This is a genomic window from Bradyrhizobium sp. CFUWI (assembly GCF_056429085.1).
On the sequence record NZ_JBWJZE010000159.1, the window covers coordinates 1 to 473 of the forward strand.

Annotated in this window: 1 protein-coding gene; it reads right to left on the bottom strand. The window is 50.1% G+C overall.

Going from position 1 to position 473, the window contains the following annotated elements:
* The coding region (locus tag AC066S_RS39195; RefSeq protein ID WP_200847309.1) for a TnsD family Tn7-like transposition protein at positions 1-473 on the bottom strand (473 nt) is incomplete at both ends.

A 473-nucleotide genomic window follows, 5' to 3' on the forward strand; every position in this document is an offset into this window, starting at 1 on the left:
ATATACGAAGGCCTGCAGCACGCTGAATTTTCCATAATTTAATGTCGGACTCTCGTTGCACTAAAGAATCGATTGCGAAGTTAACCCGCCGAATTCTGAACGACTCAGGTGTCTCCGAAAAACGTGACAAGAGCGCCTTAAAGTGGGGTAGTTTGTCGCGGCGCCATTGAGAAGATTGCCCCAGCCCTGAGCAAAGCCGAGCTACTGAGATTCGCATGGGTGGTTCAGCCCTTAATAGCAAGATCATCCTAGTGAGAACTTTCGAGCAGAGTTCCTGATCTCGGGCCGGCCAATTCACCGTACCACGCTTGCTCACCGATTTGCGATATTGCGCATTGGAAGTAAGTAGCCAACTACGATCATGTCGATAGAGCCAAGCATAGTCAGAAAAGCCCAGAGACCTTGCTTTAGAGATTCCCTCAACGCCAGGCGTTTTTAACACTCCCATCCACCGGTCACGCCGAGACGTAAGT